This is a genomic window from Microbacterium oryzae (assembly GCF_030406385.1).
Lineage (GTDB): Bacteria > Actinomycetota > Actinomycetes > Actinomycetales > Microbacteriaceae > Microbacterium > Microbacterium oryzae_A.
In genome coordinates this window covers 179,172-204,990 of the sequence record NZ_JAUEPM010000005.1, presented here as the reverse complement: position 1 = coordinate 204,990, position 25,819 = coordinate 179,172, and the positions used below count along the sequence as shown (strand labels likewise).

The window sequence follows — 25,819 nt, the reverse complement described above, 5'->3', positions numbered from 1 at the left end:
GGGTGCCAGGGGTTGACGCGCGCGGCGCCGTCGAGGAAAGCGCGGCGGGATGGCCAGGGCTACGAGGGCAGGACGGCGGCGAGCGGCGCGGCGAAGGTGTGGCCGTCGAACTCGCCGGGCTCGTCGAGTCCGTTGCTCGCGCTCGTGACGATGACAGCACCGCCGGGGGTGACGAGCGCGCTCGTCGGGTTCTGCGCGGGCACCGGCACCTGCGCGAGAAGAGTGCCGTCGACGGCATACACGTCCAGGCGCGCGCCGCCGTAGATCGCGTTCCAGATGCGTCCCTGCGGGTCGACGTGCAGGCCATCCGGCGAACCGCCGTCGACCTCGGCGAACGGCTCCATGGCGGTCACGTCGGCGACGGGCGCGCGCAGGATGCGTCCCTTCGTCGTGTCCGCGATGAGGACGTGCTCGCCGCCGGGAAGGAAGGTGGGGCCGTTCGGGATGTCGATGTCGGTGAGCAGGCGCGTCACCTCGCCGGTCGCGGCATCCCACCGCCAGACGGAGCCCTCGGCCGGCTCGTCGCCGCGGACCATGGTGCCGAACCAGAGCGAGCCGTCGGGCGCGAAGGCGCCGTCGTTCACACGGTGGTGCTCGGGGTCGAGCCCGGTGTCGGCGAGGCGGGTGTGGTCGCCGAAGATGCTGAGCTCGACGACGCCCGCGCCCGCCGCGGCGATGAGGCGTCCGTCGGGCGCGCGCTCGGCGAAGCCGATCGGCATATCGAGGCGGTGCGTGTCGGCCGCGCCGCCCTCGGGCGTCCACGCATGCAGGACGCCGCCCTCGAGATCGACCCAGTGCACGACGCCGTCGACGAGGCGGAGGCCCTCGCCGAGCGGGTACGGGCCGCGGGTCAGTCGGGTCCAGGGTGACGTGCTCTGCATGCCGTTGCCTTCCGTTCGCGTGCCCCCGATGCTACGCGGGGCGGAGGCGGCCCCGGCGCGCGGGCCGATGTCGGCGACCCCGACTAGCGTCGAAGGCGTGAGATACCTCCCGACCGAGCAGCGCGTGATCTGGAGCGCCAGCGACCTCAAGGCGGCCGCCGAGTGCGAGTTCGCCTGGCTGCGCGCCATCGACGCCAAGGCGGGGCGCATCGCGGCGGTGGAGGACCCTGAGGATGCCATGCTCGAGCGCGCAGCCCGCCTCGGCGACCGCCACGAGGAGCGCGTGCTCGAGGCCTACCGCGACACGTTCGGCGACCGGGTCGTCGAGATCGAGAAGGTCTCGTCGCGGGACGAGCCCGCGCTCGCCGCGGCGGTCGCCGAGACCGTCGAGGCGCTGCGCTCGGATGCCGCAGTGCTCTTCCAAGCGGCCTTCGCGGCCGATGAGTTCGTCGGGTTCGCCGACTTCATCGTGCGCGAAGCGGATGGCCGGTGGCGCGTTCAGGACAGCAAGCTCGCGCGGACGGCACGGGTGACCGCGCTCATGCAGCTCGCCGCATACGTCGACCAGCTGCAGCGGCTGGGCATCCCGACGTCCGACGAGGTGGACCTCCTGCTCGGCGACGGCACGACATCCACGCATCGCATCGCCGATCTCATGCCCATGTTCGACGTGCGTCGCGCGCGCCTGCGGGCTCTCATCGCCGACCGCCGGCTCGACCTCGGCGCCGCAGGCGAGGCCGTCCGCTGGGGCGACGAGCGCGGCGAGCTGCAGATCACCGCGTGCGGGCGGTGCGCCACGTGCGAGCTCGAGGTCGTCGCGCACCGCGATCTGCTGCTGGTCGCGGGCATGCGCCCGTCGCAGCGTGCGCGGCTGCGCGACGCGGGCATCGAGACCATCGACGATCTCGCGGCGGCGGAGACCGGTCCTGCGAAGATGAACTCCGACGTGTTCGCGTCGCTGCGCACGCAGGCGCGCCTGCAGCTGGCGAGCCCGGCGGGCGTCCCGGGAGACGAGCCCGTGGGCGAGCATCCGATTCCCGCCTACGAGGTCGTGCAGCCGATGGCACTCGGCGCGATGCCGCGCCCGAGCTTGGGCGACGTGTTCTTCGACTTCGAGGGCGACCCGCTGTACAGCGAGCGCGTCGGCTCGGCCGCAGCCTGGGGCATCGACTACCTGTTCGGATGGGTCGACATGCGCGAGCAGTACTCCGCGCTCTGGGCGCACACGCTGGCGGAGGAGAAGGTCGCGCTCGAGCGCTTCTGCGACTTCGTGGCGGCCCGTCGGGCGGCGCACCCCGACATGCACATCTACCACTACGCGCCGTACGAGCCGACGCATCTGGCCGCCATGGCCGCCCGCCACGGCGTGCGCGAAGCCGACGTCGATCGAATGCTCCGCGACGAGCTCTTCGTCGATCTGTACCCCATCGTGCGCCGGGCGCTGCGGGTCGGGTCGCGGTCGTACTCGATCAAGAAGCTCGAGCCGCTCTACATGGGCGCCGAGGTGCGGACGCAGGACGTGCAGAAGGGCGACGACTCGATCGTCCGGTACGTCGAGGCGCGCGCGCTGCAGGCGGAAGGGCGCGCCGACGCCGCGCAGGAGATCCTCGATGACCTCGCGGACTACAACCGCTACGACTGCGTCTCGACACGGCGGCTGCGCGACTGGCTCGTCGAGCGTGCACGGCAGACGGGGGTGACGCCGGCGCCACCGGAGGTGCCAGACGAGTTCGCGTACGCACCGTCTCCGCTCGCGCTGGCGCTCGATGCGCAGGCGGGCGCACGGCGCGATGCGCGCGCGGCTGCGGACCCGCTCTCGGCGCCGAGCGCCGACGAGGAGGCGCTGCGCCTGGCCTCGGCCGCCATCGACTACTACCCGCGCGAGGCGAAGAGCTTCTGGCACGGGCACTTCCAGCGGCTCCGTGAGCCGGTCGGGCTGTGGATCGACACCCGCGACGTGCTCGCCATCGACGTCGCGCGCTGCCGCGTCGTGGACGACTGGGACCGACCGGAGGGGGCGCGCTCGCTGCGGCGGGTCGTCGAGCTCCACGGCGAGCTGGCTCCGGGAACGCGCCTCAGCGAGGGCGGCGAGCCGTTCCTCCTCTACGCGCGGCCGGCGCCGTTCGCGAACCAGGCGTCGCCGCGGTGGATGCACGTGCCGCGCCAGGCGCGCGTGATCGAGGTGCTCGACGACGGCGCCGTGATCGAGGAGCGCGCGGCCGACGGCGAGACCTGGCAGGAGCTGCCGGTCGCCCTCACCCCCGCCCCGCCGCCCCGCGCCGGGAACCAGCAGGGTGCCATCGACGTCTGGGCCGAGACGGTGGTGCGCGCAGGGGAGTCGGGCGGATTCCCCGAGGACCCGGCCACCGACATCCTGCGGCGGCGTCCGCCGCGCGGTAGCGGTGTCGTCCCCGCGCAGGGTGACGATGTGACGGCCATCGTCCGGTCGGTGCAGAACCTCGAGCGGTCGTACGTCGCGGTGCAGGGTCCGCCCGGCACCGGGAAGACGTACGTGGGGTCGCACGTCATCGCGCGCCTCGTCAACGAGCACGGCTACCGCGTGGGCGTCGTCGCGCAGTCGCACGCCGTCGTGGAGAACATGCTCGATCGCGTGGTCGCGGCCGGCGTCGACGGCGCGCGCGTGGCGAAGGCGCCGAAGACCGGCGCAGAGCCGCGCGAGGCGTCCTTCACCGCGATCGCGAAGAACGGCGTCGCCCGGTTCACATCCGAGCAGCGCGGCGGGTTCGTCGTGGGCGGCACGGCGTGGGACTTCACCCACACCGGACGGATCCCGCGGGGATCGCTGGACCTGCTCGTCATCGACGAGGCCGGACAGTTCTCACTCGCCTCGACGATCGCCGTCTCGACGGCCGCGCGCAATCTGCTGCTGCTCGGCGACCCGCAGCAGCTGCCGCAGGTCAGTCAGGGCGTCCATCCCGCGCCGGTGGACACCTCGGCGCTCGGCTGGGTGATGGATGGCCGCCAGGTGCTGCCCGAGACGCACGGCTACTTCCTGGCGCGATCGTGGCGCATGCATCCCGCGGTCGCCGAAGCCGTCTCCCATCTGTCGTACGCGGGCCGGCTCGCGTCGCGCGAGGGTGCGGAGCAGCGCACGATCGAGGGGATCGCTCCCGGACTGCATCCCGTGCCCATCCGGCATCGCGGCGACGCGACCGAGTCGCAGGCCGAGGCAGACGAGGTCGTCCGGATCGTGAGCGGCGCGGTGGGCTGCGCGTTCACGAGCATCGAGATCGACGACGACGGCAACGCCGACGTCTGCCCGCCGCGCCCGCTCACGGAGGACGACATCATCGTCGTCGCGCCCTACAACGCGCAGCAGCAGCTCGTCGAGCAGACGCTGCGCGCGGCCGGGTGGTCGCGCGTGCGGGTGGGGACCGTCGACCGGTTCCAGGGACAGGAGGCGGCGATCTCCATCGTCACGCTCGCGGCGTCCTCCGGGAAGGACGCCCCTCGCGGGACCGAGTTCCTCCTGCTGGAGAACCGCCTCAACGTCGCGATCTCGCGCGCCATGGTGGCGGCATTCCTCATCCACTCGCCCGCGCTGCTCGACGACCTGCCCTACACGCCCGCCGGCGTAGCGCGCATGAGCGCCTTCGCGCGGCTGGTCTCGAGAGGAGACGCGCGATGACGAGCGCCGACGACATCCGCCGCGCCGCGGCCCAGTGGACGTGGCTGCCGCGGGGCTCCGAGCACGCCGTCGACGGCAGCGTCATGGTCCGCTACCCCGCCCGGTTCGGTGGCGGCGTCCGCGTCTCGGCGTTCGCCCATCCCGGACCTCCCGAAGCCGCCATCGACGCGGTCGTCGCTCAGACGAGGGCGTGGGGAGAGTCGCGCGTCACGTTCTGGATCGGCGAGTCCGACCGACCCGCCGGGCTCGAGGCGGAGCTGCGACGACGCGGCGCCGTGCACGACGACACCGTCACCGTGTTCGCGCTGCCCCTCGACGAGCCATGGCCGTCTGCGCCGTCCGCGGGCATGACGGTGGAGGTCGTCCGCACGCGCGCGCAGGTGCAGGACATGGACGCGGTCAACGTGCCGGTCTGGAAGCAGGCGCCACTCGACGGGGACGCGCTCGACGAGGAGCTGCGGGAGGTCGTCGCGGAGTGGGATGCCGGGCGAGGGTTCCGTGTCCTCGCCCGCATCGACGGCCGCCCCGTGAGCACGGGCGGTGCCACCGTCGTCGACGAGTTCGTGCGCCTGTGGGGCGCCGCGACGGTGGAGAGCGCGCGCGGTCGAGGCGCGTACCGCGCGGTGCTCGCCGAGCGGCTCCGTCTCGCGCGCGAGCTCGGGGCGACCACCGCCCTCGTCAAGGGGCGAGTGGCCACCTCCGCGCCGATCCTCGCGCGCGCCGGTTTCCGCTCCTACGGCGAGGAGCGGGCCTGGCGTCTCGAGCTGAGCTGAGAGCGGGTCAGACGGTGCCGTAGAGGCGGTCGCCGGCGTCACCGAGCCCGGGGATGATGTACCCGTTCTCGTTGAGGCCCTCGTCGAGCGCACCGAGCACGAGCGTCACGTCGCGGTCGTCGCCGAGCGCCTCGATCGCCTTGATGCCCTGGGGCGTGCCGAGCAGGCAGACCGCGGTCACATCGGTCGCACCGCGCTCGAAGAGGTACTCGATCGCGGCGGCGAGTGAGCCGCCCGTCGCGAGCATCGGGTCGAGCACGAAGCACTGCCGGCCGCTGAGGTCGTCGGGCAGGCGCTCGGCGTACGTGGCGGGGAGCAGGGTCTCCTCGTTGCGGACGATGCCGAGGAACCCGACCTCCGCAGTCGGGACGAGCTTGGTCATCCCCTCGAGCATGCCCAGGCCCGCGCGCAGGATGGGGACGACGAGCGGCTTCGGATCGGCGATCCGCACGCCCTGCGTCTGGACGACGGGGGTGTCGATCGTCACCGGCTCGACGCGGACGTCGCGCGTGGCCTCGTACGCGAGGAGCGTCATGAGCTCCTCGGTGAGCTGGCGGAAGACCGGCGACGGCGTGGCCTTGTCGCGGAGCACCGTGAGCTTGTGCGTGATGAGCGGATGGTCGGCGACGTGCAGGCGCATAACGCAAGGCTACCGGGGTGGAGTGCGGGGAAGCAGTGAGCGCGTCGCGATCTAGGCTCGGAGCGTGAACGTCTCCGCCGCCGACCGTGCCGCGATGGACCGCGCGCTCGCGCTGGCCGATGAGGCCGCAGCTCACGGGGACATCCCCGTCGGCGCCGTGGTGCTGGGGGCGGATGGCCGCGTCCTGGGGGAGGGGCGGAACCTCCGGGAGGAGACGCACGACCCCGCCGCCCACGCCGAGATCGTGGCGATGCGCGCGGCGGCGACGGCGGTCGGCTCGTGGAACCTCGAGGGCTGCACGCTGGTCGTGACTCTCGAGCCGTGCCTCATGTGCGCGGGCGCGGTGCTGCAGTCACGCCTCGCGCGCCTCGTCTTCGGCGCCTGGGATGAGAAGGCCGGCGCGGCCGGCTCCATGTACGACGTCGTGCGCGACCGCCGGCTGCCCTATCGCGCGGAGGTGGTGGGCGGCGTGCGAGAGGACGAGGCCGTGCAGCGCCTGCGCGCGTTCTTCACCGCGCGTCGCTGAGCTGCTGGCCGGCGCTCGAGGCGGTCAGCGGAGGCGTCGGTCACCGCACGCGCCGGTCAGCGATTCGGATTGCTCGCGCGTCCCTCGAGCCAGAGCGTGTCCGACGCGTCGGCATGGCTGCCGGTGCTTCCGACGTGCCCGTCGCCGATCTGCGGCCCCTTGGTGATGACGTGCACGAGCGCCATGCCGTGCCCGCGAGCGAGGCCGTAGTCCTCCTTCAGCCATTCGAGGATGGGGCCGGCCTTCGTGCCGGGGCCGAATCCGCGCTCGGCGGCGAGGCCGATGAACTGACGCGGCGTGAGCCCGGTCTTCGTCTCGATGTTGTCGAGGTAGCTCTGGAAGGACATCGTCGTTCCTCTCGGATGGCGGTTCAGCGGAGGCGGGGGAGCACTTCCTCGCCCAGGTAGGCGACGTGGTCGAGGTCGCTCATGTCCATGAGCTGGAAGTAGAGGCGGCCGGCGCCGAGTTCCTTGAGCCGCGACGCCTTCTCGACGATCTCATCGGCCGAGCCGGCGAAGCTGTGCCCGGCGCGGAAGGCCGAAAGATCCGTGCCCGTGTTGACCGCGCGACGCTCGAGGTCGGCATCGCTGCCGCCGGCGAGGGTCGTGAGCGCCACGCTGAGCTTCAGACTCCGAGGGTCGCGGCCGACTCGCTCGCACGCCGCACGCACCCGCGAGAAGCGGTCGGCGATGACATCCTCCGGCTGGAACGCGATGTTGAACTCGGTCGCGTGCCGCGCCGCGAGCTCGGGCGTGCGGCTGAGGCCGGCGCCGCCGACGATCACGGGCACGCGCTCCTGCGCGGGCTTCGGCAGTGCGGGGGAGTCGACGAGTCGGTAGTGCTCGCCCTCGAACGTGTAGCGCTCGCCGACCGGCGTCGCCCAGAGGCCGTTCACGATTTCGAGCTGCTCGGCCAGCAGCCCGAAGCGCTTCTGGGGGAAGGGGATGCCGTAGGCGAGGTGCTCCGCCTCGAACCAGCCGGTTCCCAGTCCCAGCTCGGCGCGGCCATCCGACATCTGGTCGACCTGGGCGACCTGGATCGCGAGTATCCCCGGCCAGCGGTAGGTCACCGATGAGACGAGGGTCCCCAGTCGCAGCCGCGTCGTCTCGCGGGCCAGCCCGGCCAGAGTGGTCCAGGCGTCGGTCGGCCCGGGCATCCCGTCCTCGCCCATCGTGAGGTAGTGGTCCGAGCGGAAGAAGCCGTCGAAACCCGCACGCTCGGCCGCCTGCGCGAACGCGAGCTGGGTGTCGTAGCTGGCCCCCATCTGGGGCTCGGTGAAGACGCAGAACTCCATGGGCTCAGTCTGCCAGCGGGCGTCGCGGGTCAGTTCGACGACTTGAAGATGAAGGTCTCCGTCGGCGGGCCCTGCTCGTGCGGCGGGCGGTAGACGTCGGGCTCGAGGTAGATGACCTTCGCCGCGGGCACCGCCTCGCGGATGCGGGCCTCGACGGCATCGATGTCGTGCGCGGCCGCCGCGACGGTCACGTCCTTGGGCAGCCCGATCTTGCCCGCCACGAGCAGCTCCTCGGGGCCGAGGTAGAGCGTCTTCACGTGGATGAGCTTCTCGACCTCTGGGCCCGACTCGATGGCTCTGACGATGCGGTCGAAGTCCGCCTCTGTCGCGCCCTCGCCCACCAGCAGGCTCTTCGTCTCGATGCCCAGCACGATCGCGACGAGGATGAGCAGCACGCCGATGCACAGCGTGCCGATCGCGTCGAAGACGGCGTCTCCGGTGATGACGGTGAGGCCGACGCCGAGCAGTGCGAAGACGAGGCCGAGGAGCGCGGCGGTGTCCTCGAGGAGCACCACGGGCAGCTCGGGCGCCTTCGCGCGGCGGATGAACGACACCCACGACTGGCCGCGGTCGCGCACCGCGTTGCTCTCCTTCATCGCCGTGCGCAGCGAGAATCCCTCGAGGCAGATGGCCACGAGCAGGATGACGATCGGCAGCCACGCCTGCTCGAGCTCGTGCGGGTGAGTGAGCTTCTCGACGCCCTCGTAGATCGAGAAGACGCCGCCGACCGAGAAGAGGATGATCGCCACGACGAACGCGTACACGTAGCGCTCCCGGCCGTGGCCGAAGGGGTGCTCGCGGTCGGCCGCGCGCTTGGCGCGTCTCCCGCCGAGGAGCAGCAGCAGCTGGTTGCCCGAGTCGGCGACCGAGTGGATGCCCTCCGCGAGCATCGACGCGGAACCCGAGATGAGCCATCCGATGAACTTCGCGATCGCGATGCCGAGGTTCGCCGCGAATGCCGCCAGGATCGCCTTGCTGCCGCCGTGTGCGCTCATGCAGGAATTGTATGCGGGGCGCCTCTGCTCCACGGGGCGACGAGGCGGATGGCCGCACGCGTCGATCCGTAGGATGAGGGCATGTCTCGACCCCTGCCATCCGTCGCGTTCCTCGGTGCCGGCTCGATGGGCGGTGCGATCCTGCGCGGCCTCGTCGCCGACGGCCCGGCGGTCGAGGGCGGTGTCTTCGCCACGAACCGCACCACCGAGAAGGCCGCCGCGCTGGCCGACCTGCCGGGCGTCACGAGCATCGCGCTCGCCGACGAGCCGGAGGGGAACATGCGTGCCGCTGCCGCCGCGCGCATCGTGCTCGTCGGCGTGAAACCAGCCATGGTGCCCGCGCTCCTGGCGGAGGTCGCGCCGGTGCTGCGTGACGACGCGGTCGTGGTCAGCCTCGCCGCGGGCGTGACGCTCGAGACGTTCCAGCGCATCCTCGGCGACGGCGTGTCGGTGCTGCGCTCGATGCCCAACACCCCGTCGCTCGTCGGCAAGGGCGTGACCGGGCTCGCACGCGGCGCGGCGGCGACCGACGAGGACGCGGCGCTCGTGCGGGAGCTGTTCGCCGCGGTCGGCACGGTCATCGAGGTGCCCGAGGAGCGGATCGACGCGCTGTCGGCGATCTCCGGCTCGGGCCCCGCGTACGTGTTCCTCCTCATCGAGGAGCTGACCCGTGCGGCGGCCGCGCTCGGCTTCGACGAGGGTGATGCGCGACGGATGGTCGAGGGCACGTTCATCGGCGCGGCGGCGCTTCTCGACGCGTCAGACGAGGAGCCCGCCGAGCTGAGGCGGCGGGTGACGAGCCCGAAGGGCACCACCGAGCGCGCCGTCGCCGTGCTGCAGGAGGCCGAGCTCGCGACCGTCTTCCAGCGCGCCGCGGACGCAGCGATCGCGCGCGCGAAGGAGCTCGCCGCGGGCGCATAGGCGCTCAGCGGTCGAGGCCGGCGAACCTCTCGATGTCCTGGTTCGTGCCCGACACGATGATGAGGTCGTGGTTCGTCACGACGGTGTTGGCCTCCGCATAGCGGAAGGGCTTGCCGGGGCTCTTCACGCCCACGACCGTGACGCCGTACTTCGAGCGGACGCCCGACTCGTTGAGGCCCCGGCCGCGGATGAACCGCGGGGGGTACATCTTCGCGAGCACGAAGTCGTCGTCGAAGCGGATGAAGTCGAGCATCCGTCCGCTGACGAGGTGCGCGACGCGCTCGCCGGCCTCGCGCTCGGGGTAGATGACGTGGTTCGCGCCCACGCGGGCGAGGATCTTGCCGTGCGACTGCGAGACGGCCTTCGCCCAGATCTGCGGCACCTTCAGGTCGACGAGGTTCGCGGTGATGAGCACCGATGCCTCGATCGAGGAGCCGACCGCGACGACGGCCACCTGGAAGTCGGCCGCGCCGATCTGCTGCAGCGCCTCCAGGCTGCGTGCGTCGGTCTGCACGGTGTGGGTGACGCGCTCCGACCACTTCTGCACGAGCTCGAGGTTCGCGTCGATCGCGAGCACGTCACGGTCGAGTCTGTCCAGCTCGCCGGCGCAGGCGGCGCCGAACCGGCCGAGGCCGATGACGAGAACCGGAGCGTCACTGCGGATCTGCTCAACCAACGATGGGCCTTTCGACAGGCAGCGCGTAGTGCTGCGACCGGGAGGTCGCCGCCACGGCCGCGGCGAGGGTCACTGTACCAACGCGGCCCATGAAGATCGTGGCGGCGAGGACATAGGTGGCGGAGTCGGGAAGGTGCTCGGTGAGCCCGGTCGAGAGCCCCACGGTCGCGAAGCCGGAGATCACATCGAACAGCACCTCCGCCAGGGGTGCGTGGGTGATCTGGGCGATGATGATCGTCGACAGTGCGACCACCGTCGCCCCCCAGGCGAGGACCGCCACCGCGACGCGCTGCACGTCGCTGGGGATCCGGCGTCCGAAGACTTCCACGCTCGGGCGCCCCTTCGCCTCCGACCACACCGCGAGGGCGAGCACGGCGAGGGTGGTGACCTTGATGCCGCCCGCGGTCGACGCCGAGCCGCCGCCGACGAACATGAGCATGGACCCGACCAGCAGGCTCGAGTCGTACATGTCGCCGACGTCGACCACCGCGAAGCCGCCGGAGCGCGTCATCGCGGAGAGGAAGAACGACTGGAACACGGTGTCGACGGCGTTCATCGAGCCGAACGTGCCCGGGTTCCCGTACTCGAGCGCGAGGAAGGCGACCGCCCCGGCGAAGAAGAGCACGACGGTCGTGACGAGGGTGAGCTTGACGTGCAGCCCCCAGCCTCGCCACCGGAGCAGGTTCTTCGAGAGCGCGTAGATCACGGGGAAGCCGATGCTGCCGAGGAACACGCTGAGCATGAGCACGGTGAGGAACACGTAGTCGTGGTCGAAGGGCGCGAGGCCGCCGTCGTTGAGGGTGAAGCCGGTGTTCGTGAACGACATCGCCGCGTAGAGCGGCGCGATCCCCAGTGCGTCGTGCCACGGGTACCCCGCGGCGACGATGGAGGGGTAGAGGAGGACCGAGACCGCGGCCTCGATGACGACCGTGGAGAGGGCGACGGTCCGCAGCAGCTGGCCGACCTCGCCGAGCCGGACCGCCTGGCTCTCGTTCACCGGCCCGCCGTGCGAGCGCAGGGGGTTGGTGTCGCCCGCCGCGAGGAGCTTCGCGCGCAGGCCGAGCCGCTTGGAGACGACCAGGCCGAGCATCGACGCCAGCGTGAGGGCGCCCATCCCGCCGATGTTGACGCCGACGAAGAGGACGGCCTTGCCGAACGGCGACCAGTGCTCTGCCATGTCGACCGTGACGAGCCCGGTCACGCAGATCGTCGACACGGCGGTGAAGAGCGCGTCGGCCAGCGACGTGGTCCGGTCTCCTGCCGCGGAGATCGGCAGGGCCAGCAGTGCCGTGAAGATGAGCGTCAGCGCGACGAACACGAGCAGCGCGAACCGCGCGGGCGACGACGTCGTGAAATCCCGGAAGTAGCCGCCGGCTGCGCGGGAGGTGCGTTCGAGAGAATCGGCGAACGCCGCAGACCGGCTCGTCGCCATCCTCATCCCCCTTCGCGCCGAAGTCGCCCATCATGGTACTCCGCGGCGCGCGCGGCTAACCTATCGGCATGGCGGACATCTTCGACGTGATCGCGGACGGCACGAGGCGGGAGATCCTGCAGCTGCTGCTCCGCCGGTCGTCGGATGGCCATGAGGGCACGAGCGTGTCGGAGATCGTCGCCGAGATCGGCGTGAGCCAGCCCACCATCTCCAAGCACCTCAAGGTGCTGCGGGAGGCGGGACTCGTATCGGTGCGCGAGGTCGGGCAGCACCGCTTCTACAGCCTCTCGCCGGCGCCCCTCGAGGCGGTGGACGACTGGCTCGTGCCGTTCTTCGTCGACGAGGCCGAGCTCGCCGAGGAGGTCGCCGCCCAGCTTCCCGGGGCGCTCCCCGAGCCCGCCGCCCGCATGGCGGAGTCGGTCGGGCGGGCGGCGGCGTCGGCCAAGAACGTCGTGCAGTCCGCGCTGCGACGCCTGGGGGCGTGAGATCCGCTCGGTATACACTCCTCTCCGTTTGCCCGTAGAGTTGTCAGGATCGAACAGAGAGGGTCGTGGGACGTATGGCTGAACTGCCGGATGTGCGGTTTCTCACGGTCGCCGAGGTCGCAGAGATCATGCGCGTCTCGAAGATGACCGTCTATCGACTCGTCCACTCCGGCGAGCTCCCCGCCGTCCGGTTCGGTCGCAGCTACCGCGTGCCCGAGTCCGCCGTGACCGCCATGCTGGAGATGCCCTCGGAGCGCCGGATCGCCGACGTCGGCTGACCGCCGAAGCAGCCGGTTCCGCCCTTCCTCCCGCGATGGGCTAGAATGCTCTGAGGCACTTTTCACGGTGCCCGATCCCGGATGTCCGCGACATCGGTCGCGCCGGATATCCAACCCCTGACATAGCGAGGTTTCCGTGGGTTCTGTCATCAAGAAGCGCCGCAAGCGCATGGCGAAGAAGAAGCACCGCAAGCTGCTTCGCAAGACTCGCCACCAGCGCCGCAACAAGAAGTAAGCGGCTTCCCGCGAACGCCGGCTCCGTGATCCACGGGCCGGCGTTTCTGGTTTCCGGGCGATACTGGGGTGATGAACGAGATCACGGTCCAGGAGCTGCGCTCGCGCGAGGGCGTGCCTCTCATCGATGTCCGCGAGGAGCACGAATTCGCCGCCGGCCACGTGCCGGGAGCCGTCAACCTGCCGATGTCCGAGCTCGGCGCTCGCCTCGGCGAGCTCCCCGCCGAGCCTTTCGATGTCATCTGCGAGGTCGGCGGCCGCTCGGGTCGTGTGGTCGAGGTGCTCACCGAGCGCGGGTACGAGGCGACCAACGTCGCCGGCGGCACCAGCGCGTGGCGCGCGGCCGGCCTCGAAGTGGAGGCCTGAGCGCCGCATGACGCAGGTCACCCTCATCGGCAAGCCCGACTGCCACCTCTGCGACGTCGCGCGCGAGGTCGTCGAGCAGGTGATCGCCGACCTTCCCGACGAGGCCGCCGACCGGATCGACGTCGTCGAGCGGTCCATCGCCGACGACGCCGAGCTGCACGCGCAGTGGTGGGAGAAGATCCCCGTCGTCCTCATCGACGGCCGCCTGCACGCGCACTGGCGCGTGTCGCCGGACCGCCTGCGCGAGGCGCTCGTCTCCGCCACCTGACCCGAAAGGCATCGCCATGGCCATCCGCCACATCGTCCTGTTCCAGCTCGCCGCGAAGGATGCGAAGACGCGCGACGCGCACGCGGCCGAGATGAAGGAGCGCCTCGAGGGGCTCGTCGGCGTCGTGCCCGACCTGCTCGAGATGACCGTCGTGCGCAACGTCGCCTACGAGGAGCAGAACTTCGACGTCGCCCTCGACGCGCTCTTCCCCGACCTGGCTGCGCTCGAGGCGTACGGAACGCACCCCGCCCACATCGAGGTCGCGGAGTACATCGGCACGATCCGCGGCGACCGAGCCGCGATCGACTTCGAGGTCTGACGCTCGGATACGACGACGCCCCCGCCGCGCGGCGGGGGCGTCGTCGTATCCGGCTCGGCTCAGGCCTCGTCGTCCTCGGGCTCGTAGTCGACGCCGGCCTCGGCACGCTGCTCGGGTGTGATCGGCGCGGGCGCGGCGGTCAGCGGGTCGTAGCCGTTCCCGGTCTTCGGGAAGGCGATGACCTCGCGGATCGACGGCATGCCGGCCAGCAGCGACACGACGCGGTCCCACCCGAAGGCGATGCCGGCGTGCGGCGGGGCGCCGAATGCGAAGGCATCGAGTAGGAAGCCGAACTTCTCCTGCGCCTCCTCGGGCCCGATGCCCATGACGTCGAACACGCGCTCCTGCACGTCGCGACGGTGGATGCGGACGGAGCCGCCGCCGATCTCGTTGCCGTTGCAGACGATGTCGTACGCGTAGGCGAGCGCCTCGCCCGGCGCCTCCTCGAAGCGGTCGATCCACTCCGGCTTCGGCGACGTGAAGGCGTGGTGCACGGCGGTCCAGGCCGAGTGGCCGAGGTCGACGTCGTCGTCCTCGCCGGTCGGCTTGAACAGCGGAGCGTCGACCACCCACACGAACGCCCAGGCGTTCTCGTCGATCTGGCCGGTGCGCTTGGCGATCTCCACGCGCGCGGCGCCGAGGAGCGCCTGCGCTTGCGTGGTCGCGCCCGCGGCGAAGAACACCGCGTCGCCCGGCTGCGCGCCGGTCGCGGCGGCGAGGCCCTCGCGCTCGGCGTCGGAGAGGTTCTTGGCCACGGGGCCGCCGAGCGTGCCGTCCTCGCCGAAGGTGACGTACGCCAGGCCCTTCGCGCCGCGGGACTTCGCCCAGTCCTGCCACGCGTCGAACTGGCGACGGGGGAGCGAGGCGCCACCCGGGTGCACGACCGAGCCGACGTACTCCTGCTGGAAGACGCGGAACGTCGTGTCGGCGAAGTACTCGCGCAGCTCCACGATCGGGTTGCCGAAGCGCAGGTCGGGCTTGTCCGAGCCATAAAGGCGCATGGCGTCGGCGAAGGTGATGCGCTCGATCGGCGTGGGGATCTCCACATCGATGAGACGCCACAGCGCCTGGACGATCTGCTCGCCGAGTGCGATCACGTCCTCCTGATCCACGAAGCTCATCTCGATGTCGAGCTGCGTGAATTCCGGCTGGCGGTCGGCGCGGAAGTCCTCATCGCGGTAGCTGCGCGCGATCTGGTAGTACCGCTCCATGCCGGCGACCATGAGCAGCTGCTTGAAGAGCTGCGGCGACTGCGGCAGGGCGTACCAGCTGCCCGGGTTGAGGCGCGCGGGCACGAGGAAGTCGCGGGCGCCCTCGGGCGTCGAGCGCGTGAGCGTGGGCGTCTCGATCTCGACGAACTCGTGCTCCTCGAGCACGCGGCGCGCAGCCGCGGAGGCCTTCGAGCGCAGACGCAGTGCGGCGGCGGGCGCCGGGCGACGCAGGTCGAGGTAGCGGTGCTTCAGACGCACCTCCTCGCCGATCGTCTCGGTGCCGTCGAGCGCGGTCGACACCTGGAACGGCAGCGGCGCCGACTCGTTCAGCACCTCCACCTCGGCCGCGATGACCTCGATCTCGCCCGTGGGCAGGTTCGGGTTCGCGTTGCCCTCAGGCCGCTGCGAGACCTCGCCGGTCACCTTGAGGACGAACTCGCTGCGCAGCGGGTGTGCGATCTCCTCATCGCGGATGACGATCTGAGCGATGCCGGATGCATCGCGCAGATCGATGAAGGCGACTCCTCCGTGATCGCGCCGGCGGTCGACCCAGCCCGTGAGGGTGACGGTCTGACCGATGTGCTCGGCTCGCAGCGAGCCTGCCGTGTGGGTGCGCAGCACGAAGAATCCTCCTGGTAGGAAAGGGAACCCGTCCATTCTAGGCGCGACGGCTCGGCGGCTTCCCGGCGTCCTTCCACAGGGAACCCGGATGCGGCGCCGATATTCTCGAGCCGACCACCCGCCGGAATGACGGAAAGGCCCATGCCGATGACGACGACCGAGGCCGCCGCCGGCGGAGGCTCCTGGCTCTCCGCGCTCGTAGACCACGTGGTGGGCCTCATGGACGTGATCGGCCCGTACGGCGCAGGCGTCGCCATCGCGGCGGAGAACCTCTTCCCGCCCCTGCCGAGCGAGGCCATCCTGCCGCTCGCGGGCCTCGCGGCCCAGCGCGGTTCGTTCGCGCTGTGGGAGGCCATCGTCTGGACGACGGTCGGCTCCGTCGTCGGCGCGCTCGTGCTCTACGGCATCGGCGCGTGGTTCGGCGTGGATCGCCTGCGGTGGATCGCGAAGCGCCTGCCGCTCATCTCGGCCGACGACGTCGACCGCACGGTCGCGTGGTTCGACCGCCACGGCGGCAAGGCGGTGTTCTTCGGCCGGTTCGTCCCGATCTTCCGCAGCCTCATCTCCATCCCGGCGGGGGTGGTGCGCATGCCCGTGTGGCGGTTCGCGCTCTACACGGCCGCCGGCAGCGTGATCTGGAACACGATCTTCATCCTGCTGGGCTGGTACCTCGGCAGCGGATGGCACATCGTCGAGCAGTACATGGACGTCGTGCAGAACGTCGTCATCGTCGCGGTCGTCGTCGCCGTGGTCTGGTTCGTCGTCGTCCGCCTGCGGGCGCTGCGGAAGCAGCGCCGCGCGGCCGCGACCGACTGAGCGCTTCGTAGACTGACGTCGTGCCCGCCGAACGCCTCCACCTCATCCGCCACGGCGAGGTCTTCAACCCCCGCCGCGTGCTCTACGAGCGCATCCCCGGCTTCCACCTCAGCGAGGACGGCAAGCGGATGGCCAGGGCCGCCGCCGAGCACGTCCGCGGTCTCGATCGTCCCCTCGCCGAGCTCGTCTGCTCGCCGCTCGACCGCACGCGCGAGTCCGCGGAGCCGTTCACCGACCTGTTCGACATGGAACCGCGCGCGGACGAGCGCGTCATCGAGCCCTGGAACGCGTTCGCGGGCAAGCGGATGAGCCGCGCGGTGCTCATCCCGCAGAACTGGTGGCATCTGCGCAACCCGTCGCAGCCGAGCTGGGGCGAGCCGTACCGCGACGTCGCCGAGCGCATGCACGCGGCGCTCGACGCGGCTTGGGATGCGGCCGACGGCGGAGACGTCGCCATCGTCACGCACCAGGCGCCGATCTGGATCACGCACCTCTCGGTCGCCGGGCTGCCGCTGCGGCACGACCCCCGCACGCGCCGCTGCGCGCTGTCGAGCGTGACCTCGTTCGAGCGCAAGGGCGATGTCTGGCGAGAGGTCGGGTACGCGGAGCCCGCCGCGACCGACGACGCGGTCGACGTCGGCGCGGTCTGAGACGCCGACCCAGCGCGCGGCCCCACCGGTCCTCGTACAGCGTCGCCCCAGGTGACGCATAGGCGGGAACGTAGGATTGAGCCGTGCGAAAGCCAGCCGTTCCGACCACGTCTCCCCGCGCCATCCGCGGTGTTCGAGCGGTCGCGGCCGTGGCCATCGCCGCGCTCGCCGGAGGTCTCGCGGCCTGCTCCGCCGACCCGGTGACCGAGCAGTACCTGAAGAACGACAACGCCGGCTTCATCGCGAGCGACTTCCGCGTCAAGGAGATCCCGCAGGACGAGCGGGGCGAGCCGGTCGAGTGGGAGGGCGTCACCGAGACGGGCGACGAGCTCTCCAGCGACGACACCGCGGGCGACGTCACGGTCGTGAACTTCTGGTACGCCGCGTGCGGCCCGTGCCGCGCCGAGGCCGCCGACCTGGAGTCGGTCTGGCAGGAGCATCAGGGCGACGACGTCTCCTTCGTGGGCGTCAACACGTACGACCAGGCCGACACCGCCCGCTCCTTCGCGGAGCGGTGGGGCGTGACGTACCCGAGCGTCATCGACGTCAACGACGGCGCGGTGAAGCTGGCGTTCGCCGGCGCCACGTCGATCCAGGCGACCCCGACGACGCTCGTCCTCGACCGGGAGGGGCGCATCGCCGCCATCCTCATCGGCCAGCTCGAAGGCGCATCGGTGCTCTCGACGCTCGTGGCCGACACCCTCGCGGAGTCGGCGTGAGCGCCGCGGGCGCGGCGTCGTGACCCTCGACGCCGTCGTCTTCGGCGGGGCGCTCTGGCTCGCGATCCCGATCGCGATGCTGGCGGGACTCGTGTCGTTCGTCTCGCCGTGCGTCCTGCCGCTCATCCCGGGCTACCTCGGCTTCATCGGCGGTGCGGTCGCGCCGCGCGCGTCGGCGGATAGCGCGTCGGCGGATGGCGCGGTGCCGGGAGGATCGCGCGGTCGCCTCCTCGGCGGGGTGCTGCTCTTCATCGCCGGCTTCACGCTCGTGTTCGTCACGATCATCGTGCTCGGCGGCCTCGCCGGGGGAGCGACGGCGCGGTTCGGCCTCCTCTACGGCGACCTCATCACGCGCATCCTCGGCGTCGTCGTCATCCTCATGGGCATCGTGTTCATCGGCTTCGTCGGGTTCGCGCAGCGCATCGCGCGTCCCCAGGTGAAGAGCGGGCTCGGGCTCGTCGGCGCGCCGCTCCTCGGCGTCGCGCTCGGCCTCGGCTGGGCGCCGTGCATCGGCCCCACGCTCACCGCGATCATGTCCATCGCGTACCTCCAGGGCGACGCCTGGCGAGCCGCCCTCCTCGGGCTCGCGTACTCCCTCGGGCTCGGCATCCCGTTCCTCCTCGTCGCGCTCGGCTTCGGCTGGGTCACCCGCTCCACCGCGTTCCTCCGCCGGCACATCCGCGCGGTGAACATCGTCGGCGGCGTGCTCCTCATCGTCCTCGGCCTCCTCATGGCGACGGGGCTGTGGAGCGAGATCATGTCGCGCCTGGGCGTGCTGTTCGCCACGATCGAGCCGCCGCTGTGACCACCGACCGGAAGGACCCCGTGACCGACCAGCGCACCGCGCCCGCGCGCGACGGCAGCGAGCCGCTGCGCCCGTCCGATCACGTCGATTCCGACGAAACGATCACGCAGCCCGCGCTCGGGTTGGTCGGGTGGCTGCGATGGGCGTGGCGGCAGCTCACGAGCATGCGCACCGCGCTCGTGCTGCTCCTGCTGCTCGCGATCGCCGCGGTGCCGGGCTCGATCTTTCCGCAGCGGATGGCGAATCCCAACGGCGTCACGCAGTGGGAGAGCGACAACCCGGGCCTCTTCCCCGTGCTCGACGGCCTGCAGATGTTCGACGTGTACCAGTCCGCCTGGTTCTCGGCCATCTACATCCTGCTGTTCGTGTCGCTCATCGGCTGCATCCTGCCGCGCACGAAGCACCACTGGAAGGCCCTCCGCACCCGCCCGCCGCGCACGCCGGCGCGCCTCGGCCGACTGGATGCCTTCCGCGAGGAGCGGGTCGAGGGCGTCGACGCCGCGCACGCGATCGACCTCGCCGGCCGGCAGCTGAAGGCGCAGGGCTACCGCGTGGAGCGCTACGACGGCCGCGGCGCCTTCTCCGTGTCCGCCGAGCGCGGCTACCTGCGCGAGACGGGAAACCTCGTCTTCCACGCCGCGCTCGTCGGCGTGCTCCTCACCGTCGGCATCGGCGGCGGCTTCGCCTACACCGGCCAGCGCGTGGTCGTCGAGGGCACGACGTTCGTCAACTCCCTCCTCGATTACTCGTCGATGAACCGCGGCCGGTTCGTCGACGACGCCGCGCTGTCGCCCTACGCGATGAAGCTGGACTCGTTCGACGTCACCTACCAGCCGTACGGCGAGGCGGGCTCCGGGCAGGCCGGCGACTTCTCCGCGAACGTCTCCGTCACGCACACCGACGGCTCGACGTCCGAGGATGCGGTGCGGGTGAACCATCCGCTCAAGCTCGACGGCGACAGCATCTACCTCCTCGGCAACGGCTACGCGCCCACGATCACCGTGCGCGACGCCGACGGCGACGTGGTCTACAGCGACTCGGTGCCGTTCCTGCCGCAGGACACCGCGATGACCTCCACCGGCGTCATCAAGGTCACCGACGGACTGCCCGAGCAGCTCGGGATGGTCGGATTCTTCTATCCGACCCAGGTGCCGCTCGACTCGGGCGCGTTCGCGTCGGCGTACGGCGACCTGCTGAACCCGGTGCTCACGCTGAACGTCTATGCGGGCGACCTCGGCATCGACGACGGCACCCCGCGCTCGGTGTACGCGCTCGACGTGACCGGCCTCGAGCAGCTGACCGGCGGCGACACCGGGACGGACTCCATCGAGCTCGCGCCGGGCGACACCGCCGACCTGCCGGATGGCCTCGGCACGATCACCTTCGACGACGTCACCCCCGAGGATGCCGACCCCGCGCTCGGCTACGCCGAGTCGGTGAAGCGCTTCGCGTCGCTGCAGGTGCACCACGACCCGTCGGCGCTCGGCGTGCTCGTGTTCGCGGTGCTCGCCACGCTCGGCCTCCTCGTCGCCCTGTTCGTGCCGCGGCGACGCATGTGGGTCAAGGCCACCCCCGACTCCGACGGCGTGCGCCTGGAGTACGCGGCCCTCGCTCGCGGCGACGACCCGACGCTGCCCGACGCCGTCGAGCAGCTCAGCCGGAAGCACCGCGAGGCGCTCGAGGGCTGAGCGCCCTCCGGCACCCCCTGAAAACTAGGATGGACACCATGCAGCTCGACCCCGTGACGATGGACAGCTTCTCCGTCGTGCTCGTCTGGACGGCCGTCTCCCTCTACGTGCTCGGCTTCCTCGCGTACGCGGTCGATCTCGCGAACCGCTCGCAGGCCTCGCTTGCGGCGAGGGACGCCGCGGCCAAGAGCGCCGTCGCGAAGCAGCTGGCAGGCGTGGGCGCGCGCGGGACGGCGGGCGGCGACGCGCCCGATGTCGCCGGCGCGAGCGCCACCGCGGCTGCCGCCGCCCCGCCCCGGTACCTCTGGGGTCGCATCGGCACGTCGCTCACGTGGCTCGGCTTCGTCTTCCACCTCGGCGCGACGCTGCTGCGCGGCCTCGCCGCCGGTCGCGTGCCGTGGTCGAACATGTACGAGTTCGCGATGACGGGCACGCTCCTCATCACGGCGGTGTACCTCGGCGTGCTGTTCTGGCGCGACCTGCGGTTCCTCGGCGCGTTCATGACCGGCATCGTCTCGCTGCTGCTGGGCGCCTCGTCGCTGTTCTACGTCGAGATCACGCCGCTCATGGACCCGCTGAAGTCGGTGTGGCTCATCATCCACGTCTTCGTCGCGTCTCTCGGCACCGCGTTCTTCGCGCTGGCCTTCGCCATCTCGGTCCTGCAGCTGCTGCAGGCGCGACGCGAGCGGATGGCCGTGGCGGCCACCGAGGCGCCGTCGCGTCGCAGCATGCTGCGGACCATCCCCGACGCGGAGGCGCTGGAGGGGCTCGCGTACCGCTTCGCGATCATCGGCTTCATCTTCTGGACCTTCACGCTCATCGCCGGGTCGGTGTGGGCCAACGACGCGTGGGGCCGCTACTGGGGCTTCGACACGAAGGAAGTCTGGACCTTCATCATCTGGGTCCTGTACGCCGGCTACATCCACGCCCGCGCCACGCGCGGCTGGCGCGGGACGCGCTCGGCGTGGCTGGCCATCGTCGGGTTCGCCGCGGTGCTGTTCAACTTCACGATCGTCAACATGTTCTTCGAAGGGCTGCACGCGTACAGCGGCCTGAGCTGAGCGCTCATCGGGGTCCGCGTGCATAGGCTGATCGGATGGCCCCGTCGAGACCCCGCAGACTGCACGCCCTCGACGGGGTGAGAGGGGTGGCGGCGCTCGTCGTCGTCTTCTACCACGTCAGCCTGATCGCGCAGCCGTTCGCGCACGGTGGCACGGCGGAGGCCGTCTGGGAGACCGCGACGGAGACGCCCCTCAAGCTGGGGTTCGCCGGCACGGAGGCCGTGCAGGTCTTCTTCGTGCTGTCGGGGCTCGTCGTCACACTGCCGGCCCTGCGCGCGGGTTTCTCGTGGCCTGCCTACTTCGCCTCCCGGCTCGTGCGGCTCTACCTCCCGGTGTGGGCGGCGATCCTCTTTGCCGTCCTGCTCGTCGTGGCGATTCCGCGCGACCCCGCGCAGGTCACCCCCGACGAGTGGATCCTGCACGCGAACATCGTCTTCCCCGACTGGGTGCTCGCGCTGCGCGAGGCCACGCTGGTGCTCACGAGCTACGACACCGTCAACACCCTCTGGTCGCTGCGCTGGGAGATCATCTTCAGCCTGCTGCTGCCCGTCTTCGCGGCGGTCGCGCTGCTGCTGCGCCGCTGGGCGTGGACCGCGGCCGCGATGTGCGTCGCCGCGATGGTCGTCGGCCGCGTCTTCGACGGGCGCCCGTTCGACCTCGACGCCCTCGTCTACCTGCCGACGTTCCTCCTCGGCTGCCTGATCGCCGTGCGGCTGGATGAGGTGATCGCCTGGGCTCGGGCGAGACCGCGGCCTGCGCTGTGGGCGGTTGTGGCCTTCGCGTCGGCGCTCGTCCTCATCGCCTCGTGGTGGACCCGCCCGCTCATCCCGCGCTCCAGCGTGCTCGGCGATGCGCTGTGGGGGCTCGCAGGAGCGGGCGCGGCGGGGCTCATCCTCGTCGCCATCTGCTCGCCGGTCGCGGACCGGGTGATGCAGGCGCGCCCGCTCCGCTGGCTCGGCGACGTCTCCTTCAGCCTCTACCTCGTGCACGCCCCGATCCTCGCGACCCTCGCCTTCGCCTGGGGAGACGACCGATGGGCGCTCGTGGGGCTCGTGGGCGTGCCTCTCAGCCTCGTGGTGGCGTGGGCGTTCTTCCGATTCGTCGAGCGGCCCTCGCACCGCGCGGCGCGGGCGGCGGGTCACCGCGCGCAGGAGGCGTTCGAGCGCTTCAGCGGTCGGGGTGACGGAGCTTCCGACGACGCGCGCGACGCATCACCCGACCCCACTCGCGGGTGATGTTCTCGTCGGTGAAGCGCCGCGCGCTCTTCACCGCCGCCGCCCGCATCCGCACGCGCCTCTCCTCGGGCATCGCGACGAAACGCGCCACGGCGTCGGCGAGCGCATCGGCATCCCCCGCCGGGACGAGGAACCCGTTGACGCCGTCCTCGATGATGTCGGCCGGGCCGTAGGGGACGTCATAGGCGATCGGGATGCACCCGGCCGCGAGCGCCTCGACGAGCACGAGGGGGAACCCTTCCGAGGCCGATGTCGAGAGCAGGAACGACGCCCCCTCGAGGCGGGCGGCGGCATCCGGAGCGTGCCCGCGCAGCCGGACGCCGTCGTCGGCGATCGCGGCGAGCTGCTCCCGCTCCTCGCCCTCGCCCCAGACGTCGAGCTCGACGTCGACACCGTGCGCCCGCAGCCCGGTGACCGCCTCGATGGCGTGCTGCACGCGCTTGCGGGCGGTGAGGCTGGCGAGCATGACGCCCGCTCCTGCCGGGCGACCCGTCAGTCGGGGAGCGGCGGGCAGATCGCGGCTGTTCGGCACGACCTCGAGGTTGTCGTGTGGTCCGAGCAGGGCGACGATGTCATCGCGCTGGCGCGGGGTGAGGACGGCGACCGCGTCGAACGCCGAGAGGTTCTCGAAGACCGCGCGGCGCGACTCGCGCAGCTTGCCGTGCGGGCGCTCGAGCCCCACGAGGTGCGACGCGTGGACCACGTGGACGGTCACCGCGTGGGCGCGGCGGTACTCGAGAACCCAGCGAGCGACGGTCTTGCTGTCGACGACGAGGAACGACGGATGGCGTCGCGTCAGCGCGTCGAGCCAGGCCCGGTACAGGTGCGCGGTGCGGCCCCATGATCGCGCCGGGTGTCCGTCGCGGTCGCAGAGCACGACGGCCTTGCCGCCCAGCACGCCCCGCTCCGCGACGTCGCGTCGCTCGGAGAGGAGGAGGCTCCCGTCCAGCCGGAAGTGATCGGTCTGCAGGATCTCGCCGGAGGCCGAGCGTCGCACTCGGCTGAGGACGACGTCGCCGCGCCGCCGCTCGACGAGCGTCTCGCCGGAGGCCTCGGGCAGCTCCGACAGCGGAGTGAAGGGGTGCTTGTCGAGCGCGAGCGAACCACCCGGCAGCGGATGCTCGCGCAGCCAGTCCCACAGGTTCAGCAGGCTCATGCCCTCGACGAGCCGGCCATCCGCCCGCAGGCGCGTCTCGCGCGCGGGGTAGTCGGGGTCGGGATCGAACGTGAGCACCGAGACCGGGTGGCGCCCGAGGCGCACGAAGGCACGGCTGCGATGGAGCATCGCCGAGGTCATGCCGCCCCAGGAGTCCTCCACCGCCCAGGTGAGGGCGTACTGCCGGCCGGCGGGAAGCATCGTGCGGAACGGGACCACGTCGCGAGCATAAGCGGGCGCGGGGAACTTCGCGTGAACGGCGGCGACGAGGGGATGTTGTTTCGTGTGGGTTTGTGTTGTAACGTGTGGGAATCCGAAGGAGGGTGCGATGTACGCGACGGAGCGCAGAGAGCTCATCGAGCAGGCGCTGGCGGCTGATTCCCGCGTGGCGGTGTCCGAGCTCGCCGATCGGCTGGGCGTCACGACCGAGACCGTGCGCCGCGACCTCGCCGTGCTCGAAGACGCCGGCGTGCTGCGCCGCGTGCACGGCGGGGCCGTGCTCAACCACCGCGGCAGCCTCGCCGAGACCGACCTGCGTGAGCGTGCGGGGCGTCAGAGCGCCGCGAAGCGCGCGATCGCCGTCCGCGCCCTCGACGCGCTGGCACACGGCTTCACCGGCTCGCTGCTCCTCGACGCCGGCACCACGACGGCGGCGCTCGCCGAGTCGCTGCCCGCGCGCATCGCGGGAAGCCGCGTCGAGGTGGTCACACACGCCGTCGCCATCGCGGCCGCGCTGTCGGCGGCGGATGGCGTCGCGCTGTCGGTCGTCGGAGGTCGCGTGCGCGGCGTGACAGGGGCCGCGGTCGGCGCCCGCACCGTGGAGGCCGTCGAGGCGCTTCGCCCCGACGTCGCGTTCGTCGGCGCCAACGCGCTCTCCGCGTCCTTCGGCGCGAGCACGCCGGACCCGGACGAGGCTGACGTGAAGAGCGCCATCGTCCGCTCCGCGCGCCGGGTCGTCCTCCTCGCCGATGCGTCGAAGTTCGGCGACGAGTCGCTGCAGCGCTTCGCCCGTCTCGACGAGATCGACGTGCTCGTGACCGACGAGCACCCGGACGCCGCGCTCGCCGACGCGCTCGCGGCCGCCGATGTGGAGGTGTGGGTCGCATGATCGTCACGCTCACCGTGAACCCCGCGCTGGATCGCACGATCGACCTCGACACCGCGCTCGTCCCCGGCGCGGTGCATCGGGCATCGTCCTCGCGCGAGGATGCAGCAGGCAAGGGCGTCAACGTCGCGCGGGTGCTGCACACGTCCGGCGCGGAGACCTGCGCGGTCCTGCCCCTGGCCTCCGACGATCCGTACGCCGCCCTCCTCGACGGGGCCGGGACCATCCGCGCCGTGTCGGCGAGCGCTCACGCGCGCGTCAACATCACCCTCACGGATGGCGCGGGCGAGACCACGAAGATCAACCTCGCCGGCGGGCGGCCCGACGAGGCGGTGCTGACGGCGCTCGTCGACGCCGCGGTCGAGGCGGCCGACGGGGCCTCATGGCTCGCGATCTGCGGGTCGCTGCCGACCGGGGTGCCCGCCGACTTCTACGCGCGGGTGGTCCGCGCGGTCCGCGAGCGCGCCGCGCGGCCGCCGCGCATCGCCGTCGACGCGTCGGGCGCCGCGCTGGTGGCCGTGCTCGCCGCCGGGCCCGAGATCGGACCGGTCGACCTCATCAAGCCCAACGAGGACGAGCTCGTCGAGGCGCTCGTCGACCTGGATCCGTCGCGCGACGGGGCGGAGCTTCTCCGCGGCATCTCGGCCGATCCGGCGGGGGAGACCGCCCGTCTCGCCCGCGAGCTCGTTCCGCACCGAGTCCGCGCCGCGCTCGTCACGCTCGGCGGCGACGGCGCGGTGCTCATCACCGGCGAGGGCGCGTGGCAGGCCGGGATCCCCGCCGGCGTGCGCGTGCGCAGCACCGTCGGCGCCGGCGACAGCTCGCTCGCCGGCTTCCTCCTCGCCGCCACGGCTCAGGCCGCTGCGGGCGAGTGCCTCCGCAGCGCCGTGCGCTACGGCTCGGCCACCGCGTCCCTGCCGGGGACCGCGCTGGCGGCCCCCGCCGATCTCCCGACCGGCGACATCCCCGTCCGCGCGCTCGCCTGAGCGCCGGATCCCTCTCATCCCGCACCCAC

Annotated in this window: 28 protein-coding genes; 19 read left to right on the top strand and 9 right to left on the bottom strand. The window is 71.6% G+C overall.

What is annotated here, in order from left to right:
• Positions 1-59: 59 nt before the first annotated feature.
• Entirely contained in the window at positions 60-881 is an 822-nt protein-coding gene (locus QWJ90_RS09785; RefSeq protein ID WP_290107587.1) for an SMP-30/gluconolactonase/LRE family protein, read from the bottom strand.
• Between the two features lie 97 nt (positions 882-978).
• Here QWJ90_RS09785 and QWJ90_RS09780 point away from each other — a divergent pair, with 97 nt between their 5' ends.
• Both QWJ90_RS09780 and QWJ90_RS09775 read left to right on the top strand, forming a co-directional pair.
• Complete coding sequence (locus QWJ90_RS09780) at positions 979-4,530, top strand: TM0106 family RecB-like putative nuclease (RefSeq protein ID WP_290107586.1); 3,552 nt, start codon at positions 979-981, stop codon at positions 4,528-4,530.
• Positions 4,527-5,303 carry a GNAT family N-acetyltransferase gene (locus QWJ90_RS09775; protein ID WP_290107585.1) on the top strand — a complete coding sequence of 259 codons (777 nt, stop codon included), beginning with the start codon at positions 4,527-4,529 and terminating at the stop codon, positions 5,301-5,303. The genes QWJ90_RS09780 and QWJ90_RS09775 overlap by 4 nt, the downstream gene beginning before the upstream one ends.
• 7 nt (positions 5,304-5,310) lie before the next feature.
• On the opposite strand, the gene upp is transcribed toward QWJ90_RS09775, so the two are convergent.
• Positions 5,311-5,943 (bottom strand): uracil phosphoribosyltransferase, encoded by a 633-nt coding sequence (upp, locus tag QWJ90_RS09770; protein WP_290107584.1) that lies wholly within the window; start codon positions 5,941-5,943, stop codon positions 5,311-5,313.
• A gap of 94 nt (positions 5,944-6,037) precedes the next feature.
• Between upp and QWJ90_RS09765 the strand changes: the two genes are divergently transcribed.
• A complete protein-coding gene (locus QWJ90_RS09765) occupies positions 6,038-6,469 on the top strand; it encodes a nucleoside deaminase (RefSeq protein WP_290107620.1) in 432 nt (143 codons plus the stop codon).
• Positions 6,470-6,525: 56 nt separating this feature from the next.
• Here QWJ90_RS09765 and QWJ90_RS09760 read toward each other — a convergent pair whose 3' ends face one another.
• Genes QWJ90_RS09760 through QWJ90_RS09750 form a run of 3 tightly spaced genes read right to left on the bottom strand, consistent with a single transcriptional unit; the run spans position 6,526 to position 8,758 of the window.
• The gene (locus QWJ90_RS09760; protein ID WP_290107583.1) at positions 6,526-6,816 is read right to left on the bottom strand and encodes a DUF4287 domain-containing protein; all 291 of its coding nucleotides are present in this window, start codon (positions 6,814-6,816) and stop codon (positions 6,526-6,528) included.
• A gap of 23 nt (positions 6,817-6,839) precedes the next feature.
• Positions 6,840-7,763: an LLM class F420-dependent oxidoreductase gene (locus tag QWJ90_RS09755; RefSeq protein WP_290107582.1), complete on the bottom strand. Its 924-nt coding sequence runs from the start codon at positions 7,761-7,763 to the stop codon at positions 6,840-6,842.
• Positions 7,764-7,792: 29 nt separating this feature from the next.
• The gene (locus QWJ90_RS09750) at positions 7,793-8,758 is read right to left on the bottom strand and encodes a cation diffusion facilitator family transporter (RefSeq protein WP_290107581.1); all 966 of its coding nucleotides are present in this window, start codon (positions 8,756-8,758) and stop codon (positions 7,793-7,795) included.
• An 81-nt stretch (positions 8,759-8,839) separates the two neighbouring features.
• On the opposite strand from QWJ90_RS09750, the gene proC reads away from it, so the two are divergent.
• A complete protein-coding gene (proC, locus tag QWJ90_RS09745; protein ID WP_290107580.1) occupies positions 8,840-9,679 on the top strand; it encodes a pyrroline-5-carboxylate reductase in 840 nt (279 codons plus the stop codon).
• A 4-nt stretch (positions 9,680-9,683) separates the two neighbouring features.
• On the opposite strand, the gene QWJ90_RS09740 is transcribed toward proC, so the two are convergent.
• On the bottom strand, positions 9,684-10,355 hold the full coding sequence (locus QWJ90_RS09740) for a potassium channel family protein (RefSeq protein ID WP_290107579.1): 672 nt from the start codon (positions 10,353-10,355) through the stop codon (positions 9,684-9,686).
• Positions 10,348-11,787, bottom strand: coding sequence for a TrkH family potassium uptake protein (locus QWJ90_RS09735; RefSeq protein ID WP_290107578.1), 1,440 nt, complete (start codon positions 11,785-11,787; stop codon positions 10,348-10,350). Before QWJ90_RS09735 ends, QWJ90_RS09740 begins: the two co-directional genes overlap by 8 nt.
• Positions 11,788-11,855: 68 nt before the next feature.
• Here QWJ90_RS09735 and QWJ90_RS09730 point away from each other — a divergent pair, with 68 nt between their 5' ends.
• From QWJ90_RS09730 to QWJ90_RS09705, 6 genes are all read left to right on the top strand, one after another.
• The gene (locus tag QWJ90_RS09730; protein WP_290107576.1) at positions 11,856-12,272 is read left to right on the top strand and encodes an ArsR/SmtB family transcription factor; all 417 of its coding nucleotides are present in this window, start codon (positions 11,856-11,858) and stop codon (positions 12,270-12,272) included.
• Positions 12,273-12,346: 74 nt separating this feature from the next.
• Positions 12,347-12,550 carry a helix-turn-helix domain-containing protein gene (locus QWJ90_RS09725; protein WP_156242965.1) on the top strand — a complete coding sequence of 68 codons (204 nt, stop codon included), beginning with the start codon at positions 12,347-12,349 and terminating at the stop codon, positions 12,548-12,550.
• Between the two features lie 136 nt (positions 12,551-12,686).
• Positions 12,687-12,785: a 30S ribosomal protein bS22 gene (locus QWJ90_RS09720; protein ID WP_003792170.1), complete on the top strand. Its 99-nt coding sequence runs from the start codon at positions 12,687-12,689 to the stop codon at positions 12,783-12,785.
• Positions 12,786-12,856: 71 nt separating this feature from the next.
• Entirely contained in the window at positions 12,857-13,150 is a 294-nt protein-coding gene (locus tag QWJ90_RS09715; RefSeq protein ID WP_290107575.1) for a rhodanese-like domain-containing protein, read from the top strand.
• Positions 13,151-13,157: 7 nt separating this feature from the next.
• Positions 13,158-13,418 carry a glutaredoxin family protein gene (locus QWJ90_RS09710; RefSeq protein ID WP_290107574.1) on the top strand — a complete coding sequence of 87 codons (261 nt, stop codon included), beginning with the start codon at positions 13,158-13,160 and terminating at the stop codon, positions 13,416-13,418.
• A 16-nt stretch (positions 13,419-13,434) separates the two neighbouring features.
• Complete coding sequence (locus QWJ90_RS09705) at positions 13,435-13,737, top strand: Dabb family protein (RefSeq protein WP_290107573.1); 303 nt, start codon at positions 13,435-13,437, stop codon at positions 13,735-13,737.
• Positions 13,738-13,796: 59 nt separating this feature from the next.
• On the opposite strand, the gene aspS is transcribed toward QWJ90_RS09705, so the two are convergent.
• The gene (aspS, locus tag QWJ90_RS09700) at positions 13,797-15,569 is read right to left on the bottom strand and encodes an aspartate--tRNA ligase (RefSeq protein WP_290107572.1); all 1,773 of its coding nucleotides are present in this window, start codon (positions 15,567-15,569) and stop codon (positions 13,797-13,799) included.
• Between the two features lie 147 nt (positions 15,570-15,716).
• Here aspS and QWJ90_RS09695 point away from each other — a divergent pair, with 147 nt between their 5' ends.
• The 7 genes from QWJ90_RS09695 to QWJ90_RS09665 all read left to right on the top strand — a co-directional run bounded on the left by QWJ90_RS09695 (position 15,717) and on the right by QWJ90_RS09665 (position 22,543).
• A complete protein-coding gene (locus QWJ90_RS09695) occupies positions 15,717-16,385 on the top strand; it encodes a DedA family protein (protein WP_290107571.1) in 669 nt (222 codons plus the stop codon).
• Between the two features lie 20 nt (positions 16,386-16,405).
• Positions 16,406-17,035: a histidine phosphatase family protein gene (locus QWJ90_RS09690; RefSeq protein WP_290107570.1), complete on the top strand. Its 630-nt coding sequence runs from the start codon at positions 16,406-16,408 to the stop codon at positions 17,033-17,035.
• An 83-nt stretch (positions 17,036-17,118) separates the two neighbouring features.
• Positions 17,119-17,754, top strand: a complete 636-nt coding sequence (locus tag QWJ90_RS09685) for a TlpA family protein disulfide reductase (protein WP_290107569.1) — start codon at positions 17,119-17,121, stop codon at positions 17,752-17,754.
• Positions 17,755-17,773: 19 nt separating this feature from the next.
• Entirely contained in the window at positions 17,774-18,559 is a 786-nt protein-coding gene (locus QWJ90_RS09680) for a cytochrome c biogenesis CcdA family protein (RefSeq protein ID WP_290107568.1), read from the top strand.
• A complete protein-coding gene (gene resB, locus QWJ90_RS09675; RefSeq protein WP_290107567.1) occupies positions 18,556-20,247 on the top strand; it encodes a cytochrome c biogenesis protein ResB in 1,692 nt (563 codons plus the stop codon). Before QWJ90_RS09680 ends, resB begins: the two co-directional genes overlap by 4 nt.
• 38 nt (positions 20,248-20,285) lie before the next feature.
• Positions 20,286-21,308 (top strand): c-type cytochrome biogenesis protein CcsB, encoded by a 1,023-nt coding sequence (gene ccsB, locus QWJ90_RS09670; RefSeq protein WP_436836697.1) that lies wholly within the window; start codon positions 20,286-20,288, stop codon positions 21,306-21,308.
• A gap of 35 nt (positions 21,309-21,343) precedes the next feature.
• Complete coding sequence (locus QWJ90_RS09665; protein WP_290107565.1) at positions 21,344-22,543, top strand: acyltransferase family protein; 1,200 nt, start codon at positions 21,344-21,346, stop codon at positions 22,541-22,543.
• On the opposite strand, the gene QWJ90_RS09660 is transcribed toward QWJ90_RS09665, so the two are convergent.
• Positions 22,476-23,918, bottom strand: coding sequence for a glycosyltransferase (locus QWJ90_RS09660; protein ID WP_290107564.1), 1,443 nt, complete (start codon positions 23,916-23,918; stop codon positions 22,476-22,478). The genes QWJ90_RS09665 and QWJ90_RS09660 overlap by 68 nt on opposite strands.
• Before the next feature lie 109 nt (positions 23,919-24,027).
• Here QWJ90_RS09660 and QWJ90_RS09655 point away from each other — a divergent pair, with 109 nt between their 5' ends.
• Positions 24,028-24,807 (top strand): DeoR/GlpR family DNA-binding transcription regulator, encoded by a 780-nt coding sequence (locus tag QWJ90_RS09655; RefSeq protein WP_290107562.1) that lies wholly within the window; start codon positions 24,028-24,030, stop codon positions 24,805-24,807.
• The gene (locus QWJ90_RS09650; protein ID WP_290107561.1) at positions 24,804-25,790 is read left to right on the top strand and encodes a 1-phosphofructokinase family hexose kinase; all 987 of its coding nucleotides are present in this window, start codon (positions 24,804-24,806) and stop codon (positions 25,788-25,790) included. Before QWJ90_RS09655 ends, QWJ90_RS09650 begins: the two co-directional genes overlap by 4 nt.
• The last annotated feature ends 29 nt before the right edge of the window (positions 25,791-25,819 follow it).

What these genes read in the sequence shown, in the direction of transcription:
- QWJ90_RS09785 (WP_290107587.1), bottom strand. Translation starts at nt 881, where the DNA reads ATGCAGAGCACGTCACCCTGGACCCGACTGACCCGCGGCCCGTACCCG.
- QWJ90_RS09775 (WP_290107585.1), top strand. Translation starts at nt 4,527, where the DNA reads ATGACGAGCGCCGACGACATCCGCCGCGCCGCGGCCCAGTGGACGTGG.
- upp (WP_290107584.1), bottom strand. Translation starts at nt 5,943, where the DNA reads ATGCGCCTGCACGTCGCCGACCATCCGCTCATCACGCACAAGCTCACG.
- QWJ90_RS09765 (WP_290107620.1), top strand. Translation starts at nt 6,038, where the DNA reads ATGGACCGCGCGCTCGCGCTGGCCGATGAGGCCGCAGCTCACGGGGAC.
- QWJ90_RS09760 (WP_290107583.1), bottom strand. Translation starts at nt 6,816, where the DNA reads ATGTCCTTCCAGAGCTACCTCGACAACATCGAGACGAAGACCGGGCTC.
- QWJ90_RS09755 (WP_290107582.1), bottom strand. Translation starts at nt 7,763, where the DNA reads ATGGAGTTCTGCGTCTTCACCGAGCCCCAGATGGGGGCCAGCTACGAC.
- QWJ90_RS09750 (WP_290107581.1), bottom strand. Translation starts at nt 8,758, where the DNA reads ATGAGCGCACACGGCGGCAGCAAGGCGATCCTGGCGGCATTCGCGGCG.
- proC (WP_290107580.1), top strand. Translation starts at nt 8,840, where the DNA reads ATGTCTCGACCCCTGCCATCCGTCGCGTTCCTCGGTGCCGGCTCGATG.
- QWJ90_RS09735 (WP_290107578.1), bottom strand. Translation starts at nt 11,787, where the DNA reads ATGGCGACGAGCCGGTCTGCGGCGTTCGCCGATTCTCTCGAACGCACC.
- QWJ90_RS09730 (WP_290107576.1), top strand. Translation starts at nt 11,856, where the DNA reads ATGGCGGACATCTTCGACGTGATCGCGGACGGCACGAGGCGGGAGATC.
- QWJ90_RS09725 (WP_156242965.1), top strand. Translation starts at nt 12,347, where the DNA reads ATGGCTGAACTGCCGGATGTGCGGTTTCTCACGGTCGCCGAGGTCGCA.
- QWJ90_RS09715 (WP_290107575.1), top strand. Translation starts at nt 12,857, where the DNA reads ATGAACGAGATCACGGTCCAGGAGCTGCGCTCGCGCGAGGGCGTGCCT.
- QWJ90_RS09710 (WP_290107574.1), top strand. Translation starts at nt 13,158, where the DNA reads ATGACGCAGGTCACCCTCATCGGCAAGCCCGACTGCCACCTCTGCGAC.
- QWJ90_RS09705 (WP_290107573.1), top strand. Translation starts at nt 13,435, where the DNA reads ATGGCCATCCGCCACATCGTCCTGTTCCAGCTCGCCGCGAAGGATGCG.
- QWJ90_RS09695 (WP_290107571.1), top strand. Translation starts at nt 15,717, where the DNA reads ATGACGACGACCGAGGCCGCCGCCGGCGGAGGCTCCTGGCTCTCCGCG.
- ccsB (WP_436836697.1), top strand. Translation starts at nt 20,286, where the DNA reads ATGCAGCTCGACCCCGTGACGATGGACAGCTTCTCCGTCGTGCTCGTC.
- QWJ90_RS09665 (WP_290107565.1), top strand. Translation starts at nt 21,344, where the DNA reads ATGGCCCCGTCGAGACCCCGCAGACTGCACGCCCTCGACGGGGTGAGA.
- QWJ90_RS09655 (WP_290107562.1), top strand. Translation starts at nt 24,028, where the DNA reads ATGTACGCGACGGAGCGCAGAGAGCTCATCGAGCAGGCGCTGGCGGCT.
- QWJ90_RS09650 (WP_290107561.1), top strand. Translation starts at nt 24,804, where the DNA reads ATGATCGTCACGCTCACCGTGAACCCCGCGCTGGATCGCACGATCGAC.